Source organism: Kineosporia sp. R_H_3 (assembly GCF_002198675.1).
Classification (GTDB): Bacteria; Actinomycetota; Actinomycetes; order Actinomycetales; family Kineosporiaceae; genus R-H-3.
Map to the genome: position 1 here is coordinate 1 of NZ_MWLL01000014.1, position 7794 is coordinate 7794.

Sequence of the window (7794 nt, forward strand, 5' to 3'; positions counted from 1 at the left end):
GTGCGCTACAAGGCGCGTGAGGTCGAGCGGGCGTACGCGTCCCTCGAGGGGGAGCTGCACCGCACCCCGACGGAGGCCGAGGTCGCCGAGCGGCTCGGCATCGCCCTCGAGGACCTGCACGCGATCTTCAGCCAGGTCTCGTACGTCAACGTCGTGGCACTCGACGAGCTCCTCACGGTGGGCGGCGAGAAGGGCGACAAGCTCTCCCTCGTCGACACCCTGGAGGACACCAAGGCCGAGGACCCGGTCACGGCGTTCGAGACCGAGGAGACGAAGTTCATCCTCAGCCGGGCGATCAACCAGCTCCCGGAGCGGGAGAAGATCGTCGTGACCCTCTACTACTACGAGGGCCTCACGCTCGCCGAGATCGGTCGCGTCCTCGGGGTCAACGAGGCGCGGATCTGCCAGATGCACACGAAGGCGGTTCTCCAACTACGCGCCAAGTTGGCAGCAGCCTCGTGCGACGAAATGAGACCGGTCGCCGTCCCCAGCACCGTGTGGCCCTGACCCACGCCCGACATCGTCAGCCCCTTGGCGATGCCCGCCATAGCGGCTTGGCTGGTCTTGATCTTCAGACTCCAGCCTGCTGCGACGGAACTGGCCTTGACCTTGAGCGCGGCTGGAGCGCCGAGTTCACGCGCCACTTCTGCCAGTTCGGCGGTTGCGGTCTCGTGCGCTCAGCGCTGGCGGCCGCGCGTCGGCTGACCGGATGCATATCGCAGCGGATCCCGGGACCTGCTCTACGCGAGTCCGCGAAAGGACTGAGATCGTTCACGGCCGAAGTGTGTCGGGCTGTGTCGGCCGCGCGACCTGGGCTCGGTGAGTAGCGTCGCGCCTATGCCGTTGGTTACGCGTTTGGGGTACATGGGTGTGGGGGCTGTTATCGGAGCCGCCGGCCTGGCCGCGACGATCGCATTCGCCCCCGGCGCGGTCGCAGCACCTGCGCCTGGCAAGGCATGCTCCCCCAAGGGCGCAGTTCTGCAGGCCGATACCCAGACCCTTCTGTGCGCGCAGACGCCGTCAGACTCCCGCTTTCGCTGGCGCGTCATCACCATCCAGGGCCCCCTCGGGCCAGCAGGCCCGGGCGGCGCCGCGGGCGCGAAGGGTGACCCTGGCCCGCAAGGAGCACCCGGACCGGCAGGCACCGGTCAGACCGCTCACTGGGTAACGCTTCCTGTGACGCCGGACCACTACGACCTGACCGTCCTGTCGATCACGAAGGAGTCAGTTGACGGCGTGCCGAGCAACGCCTACCTGGTCAGCTATGCCTCTGACGACACTCCACCGACGCACTTCGTGTATGACGTCCCCGGCGGCGCGCATGTGCTGCGCGTCCAGCTCGTCGTCACCCGGCAGAGGTCGACCTTCACCGGCTACGTCCCCTTCGACGAGAAGACCATCGAGCTCACCGGACAGGGCGCAACGTCCTTCACCTGGGACGGCACGCCGATCGACGCCACGACGTTCGCGACGGACGTCGATTTTTACGAGTCGGCGGACTGCCGCACGATCAGCGACCCCGAACCCGGTGTGCCGTGCGGGTCGACCTACGACGGTGAGTACTCCCAGGTGCTCGGCTACACCTACACACTCCGGACCCTGATCTCGGACTGACATCACCGTCACCTGACCGTGCGGTGACCGGGACCGACCCAGCCGCCACCCCAGCTGCGTCGGATCTCGGCGCTTCCCTGCCGCTGCGGGCCGCTGACCTCGGCGGGGACAGCCGGGTGCGGAGCAGGGGGAACAGGTCGGTGCGGATGATAGTGCGTTCCTGCGCAGCCGACCGGCGCCGAGCACCTCAGCGGCCTGCGCCCGGGACGCCTGCCCACGCCGCGGGTCGTTCGGCGCTTGCCGGCGCTTGCCCGACTGCTGTGCTTGCTCGCTACTCCTTCTTCGCAGTTGTTGCGAGGAAGCCGCGCCGGCCCTCGCTGCTGTCGGTGAATTCGATGTCGATCGTCTCGGCGGCAAGTTCCTCGGGTGGGTCGGTGTTCTCCATGATGATGATCTGGACGTTCGCGGTCTGCTGCACGCTTCGGTAGAACCGCGCGACAAACGAGTCGTCGAGCCGCCGGGCCGACTCGTCATCGGCTTCGGGGGCTTCGCCCTTCTTCGGTGGCTTGTATGTGACTAACGGCGAGTCCAGCACCACGAAACCGGGATGCGGGAGGTCGTTGGCGAGACAGACGTCGGCTAGCGCGAGGGAGAATGCGGCGTGGAGGATCGCTCGCACTCCCTTGCCGTGCGATGCCCGGAGCTGCTCGGCGTCGACGATGTCGAGCTCGTTTCGGTCGAACCGGACGCTGTCGGCTCCAGGGAACCCCCAGGCGCGGAGCCTCTCCTGGATGGCGGTCGAGAAGCGTCCGGCGGCAGCGAGCGGGAGAGGGTCCACCGGCTCGGCCCGCTTCGGCTTCGCTGCTTCCTCAATCTGGGCGCGCATCAGCTCGAGGTCGGCAATCTGGCGGTGTACCGCGATCGCGGATTCGACCGAGGACCGGGTGCGCAGGAGTTGGTCGAACCCGTTCTTGCGTGGCCGAAGCTCTTCGTCAGCCGTACGCAAGGCGGTCTCGCTCGCGACAATTGACTCGACGAGGGTGCGGCTCCGGGTGCGGAGCCGTCGAGCGTCAGTCTGCAGGTCCTCGATGGCCTGCTGGAGGTCGCCGCGAAGGGCCTCGGTCTTGGCGCGTTCGCCGGCTACGACGACCGCTAGCGCGGTTGTGTCGGTGCCGTACTCCAAGTTCAAGTGCTGGTGCTCCGGCTCGGCGCCGCAGAACGGGCACGTCTCCGGCGAGAAGTACCCGAGCAGGTTCCCGGCTTCGGAGACCATCTCAAGGCGGGCAAGGTCGGAGTCGTACTGCTGGGTGAGCAATTCGAACCGTGAGCTCAATGCGCCAATCTCCCGGGCGCGCCGCTGGATTTCGGTACGTGCGGCCTGGAGACCTGCGAGGCGCTGTGCTGCGCTAACGCGCGCACGTGTGGCGGCGTCGATGTCGTCGCCGGCCGCGCGGATTGACGCGTTCAGGTTCGCGAGCTGGGTGCGGAGCTGTTCGACGTCCGGGGAGTTCCCAATCTTCCCCCGTGCCTCGGAGAGGAGTTGGTCAACGACCTGGCCCTTCGCCTTCCCGATGGTTCGACGCTCGGTTGGGGCGATGACCTCCTCCAGTGCCGAGTCGTCCTCACCGACGAGAAGGAGCTTGAGCGCGGAGACCTCGGTGGTCCGATCCGTGTGCTGGCCGGTGAGGGGCGGCGCTGTGCGCGCCTGCATGCGCGTCTCGCCGATGACAGTGAGGTGAGCGAGGTGCCGCAGCGTGAACGAAACCTTCTTGTTGTTCGCGTTCTTCCTGAGCTGACGACCGTTCAGGTCGATTGCGCCGAGGATGTAGTTGGACAGGCCGCGGTCGCTGCGGTGGTCGTGGGCGGCGCCGCGGTTGTCCCCCTCTTGGTCCGCAGGGACGGTGAAGTGGGTGCCGGTATAGACGGTGTACCCGCCGCCCGAGACCTGCCTGGTGATGGTGACGAACTGCTCGTCGGGAAGTCTGAGGCCCAGGAGCACGGTTGTGTACCCGGTCAGCTGGGGTATCTCGCGGAGGTTCTGTGCCCCGAGCATGAAGTCGATGGAGTCGGCGATGAACGACTTACCGGTGTCCGACGGCCCCCGGACGATGGTCACGTTCGGTCCGAACTCAACGCTCGCGTCGGGTCGGCCGTGTCCCACGAACGTCAGGTGAGTGATGGAGATACGGTCGCTCACAGGTCATCCCTCGTACGTTCGTACGCGTCGAACTCCTCGACCCAAGCGTCGAAGATGCTCCGGAACTGGGTGCGTAGTTCCTCCTCGGACAGATCACCGAACTCGGAGATGACCCACGTGGCACGTTCGTGAAGCCGCGCCGCGTAGGCAGACTCCAGCAGGTTGAGGAAGCGGATCGAGGGGTCGCCGGCCAGGTACGTCAGGCCGTCCGCGGTGGCGAACGCCTCAGCCAGCCCCGCGCTGAGCAGCACTCGGATGCCCCGGGAAACGGACGCCCGCTTGGTCGTCAGCTGCCCGATACGTGTCGGCAGCGGCGGGTGCAGACTCTCGGGCCCGTTGACGTCGGCCGTATTGAGGACTAGGTGGTCGAGCATGACGAGCTGACCCAGGTCGAGCGCACGTGGGTAGGACTCAACGAGGACGGCGAGTACTCGGACGCCGACCTCGACGGGAGAATTGAACGGGCTGATCACGGTTCTTCGACCCAGGTCAGGCGCTCGTCGTTGACGAGCTGGTGGCAGATGCCCTTCCGGTCGTCCAGGTCCGTGCGCTCGATGAGCCGATGGCTGCTCAGGTCGATGCTCGCCGATGCCTGGAGGACCGCCTGCGCGCGGGTGTACCCGTCCACGTGGTCGGACTCGGCGAGCTCCACGACGCCGGAGTGGACGTCACCCTTGAGCGCCTCGAACGTCCCATCCGGTGTTGACTCGCGTGCGTACATCCGCAGCGACTCGGCCCGGAAGAACGCTTGCCGCTGCCTCTTGAAGTGCCCGCCTCGGGTTGGGTGCGCGGCGACGTTGCCGCGGTCGAGGACGTCGGTGGGGTGCCTTTCCCTGTACGTCGCCAACAACTGGTCGACGTACCGCTTCTCATCACCGGTGTACGCGCCGGGCACCGCTTCGGGTTTACGACGATTGGGGAGGGGCGAGTTGAACCGAAGTGCGTGGTACTTGGTGGCGGCGTGCATCGAGATGACATGGCGGGCCTGGAGCGCGTCGAACATCGCGAAGTCCGTTGCTGCGACGAGCGCGCCGACCCTTGTGGTTCGTCGGAGTCCATTGCTGGGGTGGGCGCGTGCGTCGACAACCAGCTGATGAACTCCTCTTTGGCCTTGGTTGGCTGGCTCAACGTCTTGTTGAGCCTCAGACCGGCTCCCTTGGGCGCGACGAACAGATACGCGTCTGGCATGACGCATTCCCCAGCCACGGTCGCGCGGAAGATCTTCAAGATCTCCGGCCACGCGTCAGACGGCTGCAGCGCGGCGGCGTACTGCTTGCACTGGTAACAGTCCCACGGACCTTCGAGGCCGTTGGGGGTCTTGAACCCGGCCACGTCGATGCCTTGGTCGCCGGGGCCACCCATCCGCTTAGCAAGGAGGTACCCCCGGGTGGACTGGATGCCCTCCACCAGCTCATCGACGAACTCCTCCCACTGGTCCCCGGAGTAGTGGGAGATGACGTGTGCCGGGCTGAGCTCGGGGGCCTTCGGGTCAGCCACGACGCGTGCCTCGCAGGTAGGCCCGAGTGCGCGACCACGACGCCATGAGCGTGACGGCGCGATGCAGGGTCACGAACATAGTGATGAACGTACCGACCGTGCTTCGCTTGAGAACTCGTTGGGGGACATTTGCCCACCTGACGCGGCCCGCGCACATCATCAGTCGGTAGGTGAGACGGTGTAAGCCAAGAGCCGACATCACACGGCGACGGGTACGCGCAGGCTTAAGAGTCGTCCCTTGCGTACGTCCTCGTTGCCTCTTCTGCTGGGCGCTACGCACGACGATCTCCAATTGCTGTGAGATCTCGTGACAGTCATCGAGGCCGTCGCGCCTTGGCGGTGGCACGCCGCGCGAGCATCGGAGCAGGCTCGGCCCCGGGCCCACGGGGCGGTCCCCCGAGGCCTCTGACGTCAGCCAGCAGGACACGACTGCCCGGGAGGCGGTGCGCCTTCGGGACCGCTTCGTCGTCGACGGTCTGGCCGTCAGTACCGACACCTAGCCCGACGGCCGCTTCACGCGCGACGGCGACCCGGTGGCCGACCACGTCGAGATCGCCGGTCGCGGGGGCCGGACCGGTGGAGGCAGCCAGGATCTGGCGGGCCGCCCTCAGGACCCGTTCGCCGGTGGCCCGGACGACGTCCTCAGGGCTTCGGTCCCGGACGCCTTCGGCCCAGTGCGTGACGTAGGGGAAGGTGTACGTGCTGGTGTCGAGGCCGTGGGCCGCCATGACCAGGTACGCGACGGACTCGGCCTCGACCTCGATCCCACCCCGGCACGCGAACACCGCAGGCGGCGGCGCCGCTCCCGGATCCGACCCTGCCGGTACCGCCCGACCTGTCCCGGCCGGCGCGCCCGACCCGACCGTCACGGCCCTCTCGGTGGTGCCTGTGGCGGCGGTTGTCCGGGGCGGGGGCGGTGCGTGCAGCAGGACGTGGGCGAGCTCGTGGGCGAGGGTCTTGACTGCCTGGGCGTCGTCGACGTCGTCGCGGACCCGCACGGTGGCGGTGGCGGGGATGGTGACGCCGTTCGCGCCGGCGCAGTCGCCGCGCTCGAGGCTGTAGCCGGCCGCGGCGACCTGGGCTGCGAGGGCGTCCCACAGGCCCGGTGGCGCGTGGCCCTCGAGCAGTTGCGGGGCGGGCTGCTCGGGCAGCGGGGTCCCGCTGGTCTGGGAGACGTCGAAGACGTAGGTCACCCGGAACCCGCTGACCCGCCGCCTCCCCGTCTGCACCTCCCCTTCCCCACCGGCCGCCGGCGTCGCACGCTCAGGGTCCGCCGTCCGGGCAGGGCCGGTCTCGGGCGGGCCGGTGGTCCTGTCGGTGCCTTGCGGGACAGGTGCGGGCTGGTCGCCGTGGGTGGGGGTGCGGCGCAGGACGGGGGCGAGGATCGCGATGCCTTTCTCGCCCTTGCTGACCTGCCGACCGAGGGCCTTCCATGCCCCGTACCCGGCGACCGCGGTGGCGTCGGGGCGCTGGGCCAGGATCAGCATCGTGTTCCCGAAGGAGTAGGTGTGGAACCGGGCCGCGGTGGCGAGCCAGCGCTGCCAGTCCTGGCCGCTGCGCAGCGCGGCGACCTGCTCGGCGAGGCGGTCGTGCAGGACCTGCAGCTTGTCCGTGCCCGTCCCGGCGGCATCGGCTGCGGCACCGGCGGCGGCACCGCCCGCCGCCGAGGACACAGCCTGTCGGCCGCCGGCTGAGGGGTGGCGTCGGCGGGGTGTCATCCGCGTGGGGCCCCGGTGGCGGCACGAAGCGCGGCGCGCAGGGAGACGATCGCGGTCTGCTGGCCGGCGACGAGCGTGGCCAGTTCGTCGAGCTGGTCCTGCATCCCGGCGAGAATCGCGATGACGTCCATCGCCGGCCCGGGCAGCGGGAGGACCAGCGGCCCGCTCACCTGCTCCTCGGGGCGAGCAGCGTCAGCGCGCGAAAGGCCGACGGCTGTCGATTCCCCGTCCTGCGCTGGACCGTCCCCGGGGTGCTGGACAGACGGGCCAGGCCGGACGGGCTCGGAGAAGTGCTGGGTCACGAAGGTTCCTCTCGATGGGAGTTAGGCGGTGGCCTCGACAGGCTTGCCGGGACGGGTCAGCGGGTGCGGCCGGGTGCGGACCGCGGGCCGGGCGGTGGGAACGCAGGGTGTGGTCGGCGGTGCTCATCGACGTCGTCGACGAGCACCGGAACGGTTGATTCCGGTCCGCGGGCGCGCGTTGTGCAAGTCCGAGAAGCAGCCATACCGTCGAGGTCATGACACGGCGCTACGACCAGAGCGAGCTCAACACCTACGGAGCCGAGGACGACGAGGAGATGGACTCGATCCTCAAGGCGATCGACCGCGCGAATGAGGAGTCAAAGCCCACTCCGACGCTGCCGAATCCGAAGCCGAACCGGTAACCGTTCGCCGGGCTAGTGAAGTAGCTCCGGCGGATTTGCCGAGAGACCGATCACGGGCGGAGCGCCACCGGTGAGGGCTGGGCGGTGTCTCGACAGTGCCTTAGAGGGGCGGGTCAGCGGCCGCGGCCAGGTGCGGGGCGCAGGACGGGCGGTGGGAGCGCGGG

General features: G+C 68.5%; 8 protein-coding genes. 3 read left to right on the forward strand and 5 right to left on the reverse strand.

Annotated elements, in window-relative coordinates:
• Both ECOMGDLI_RS00930 and ECOMGDLI_RS35170 read left to right on the forward strand, forming a co-directional pair.
• The coding region (locus tag ECOMGDLI_RS00930) for a sigma-70 family RNA polymerase sigma factor (RefSeq protein WP_143447400.1) at nucleotides 1-507 on the forward strand (507 nt) is incomplete at its 5' end.
• A gap of 330 nt (nucleotides 508-837) precedes the next feature.
• The gene (locus ECOMGDLI_RS35170; RefSeq protein WP_198954413.1) at nucleotides 838-1614 is read left to right on the forward strand and encodes a hypothetical protein; all 777 of its coding nucleotides are present in this window, start codon (nucleotides 838-840) and stop codon (nucleotides 1612-1614) included.
• Between the two features lie 271 nt (nucleotides 1615-1885).
• On the opposite strand, the gene ECOMGDLI_RS00940 is transcribed toward ECOMGDLI_RS35170, so the two are convergent.
• From ECOMGDLI_RS00940 to ECOMGDLI_RS34275, 5 genes are all read right to left on the reverse strand, one after another.
• Nucleotides 1886-3751, reverse strand: a complete 1866-nt coding sequence (locus ECOMGDLI_RS00940; protein ID WP_088312705.1) for an ATP-binding protein — start codon at nucleotides 3749-3751, stop codon at nucleotides 1886-1888.
• Complete coding sequence (locus tag ECOMGDLI_RS00945; protein ID WP_088312707.1) at nucleotides 3748-4224, reverse strand: ABC-three component system middle component 2; 477 nt, start codon at nucleotides 4222-4224, stop codon at nucleotides 3748-3750. Before ECOMGDLI_RS00945 ends, ECOMGDLI_RS00940 begins: the two co-directional genes overlap by 4 nt.
• A complete protein-coding gene (locus ECOMGDLI_RS00950) occupies nucleotides 4221-4754 on the reverse strand; it encodes an ABC-three component system protein (protein WP_088312709.1) in 534 nt (177 codons plus the stop codon). The genes ECOMGDLI_RS00945 and ECOMGDLI_RS00950 overlap by 4 nt, the downstream gene beginning before the upstream one ends.
• Before the next feature lie 808 nt (nucleotides 4755-5562).
• Nucleotides 5563-6921, reverse strand: coding sequence for an ArdC family protein (locus ECOMGDLI_RS00960; RefSeq protein WP_088312713.1), 1359 nt, complete (start codon nucleotides 6919-6921; stop codon nucleotides 5563-5565).
• A 41-nt stretch (nucleotides 6922-6962) separates the two neighbouring features.
• Nucleotides 6963-7136: a hypothetical protein gene (locus ECOMGDLI_RS34275; RefSeq protein WP_158220820.1), complete on the reverse strand. Its 174-nt coding sequence runs from the start codon at nucleotides 7134-7136 to the stop codon at nucleotides 6963-6965.
• A 347-nt stretch (nucleotides 7137-7483) separates the two neighbouring features.
• Here ECOMGDLI_RS34275 and ECOMGDLI_RS34280 point away from each other — a divergent pair, with 347 nt between their 5' ends.
• Nucleotides 7484-7630: a hypothetical protein gene (locus tag ECOMGDLI_RS34280; RefSeq protein WP_158220821.1), complete on the forward strand. Its 147-nt coding sequence runs from the start codon at nucleotides 7484-7486 to the stop codon at nucleotides 7628-7630.
• Nucleotides 7631-7794 lie beyond the last annotated feature (164 nt).

Excerpts from the sequence above, each read along its gene's own strand:
- ECOMGDLI_RS35170 (WP_198954413.1), top strand. The coding sequence starts at position 838 with ATGCCGTTGGTTACGCGTTTGGGGTACATGGGTGTGGGGGCTGTTATC.
- ECOMGDLI_RS00950 (WP_088312709.1), bottom strand. The coding sequence starts at position 4,754 with ATGTTCGACGCGCTCCAGGCCCGCCATGTCATCTCGATGCACGCCGCC.
- ECOMGDLI_RS34280 (WP_158220821.1), top strand. The coding sequence starts at position 7,484 with ATGACACGGCGCTACGACCAGAGCGAGCTCAACACCTACGGAGCCGAG.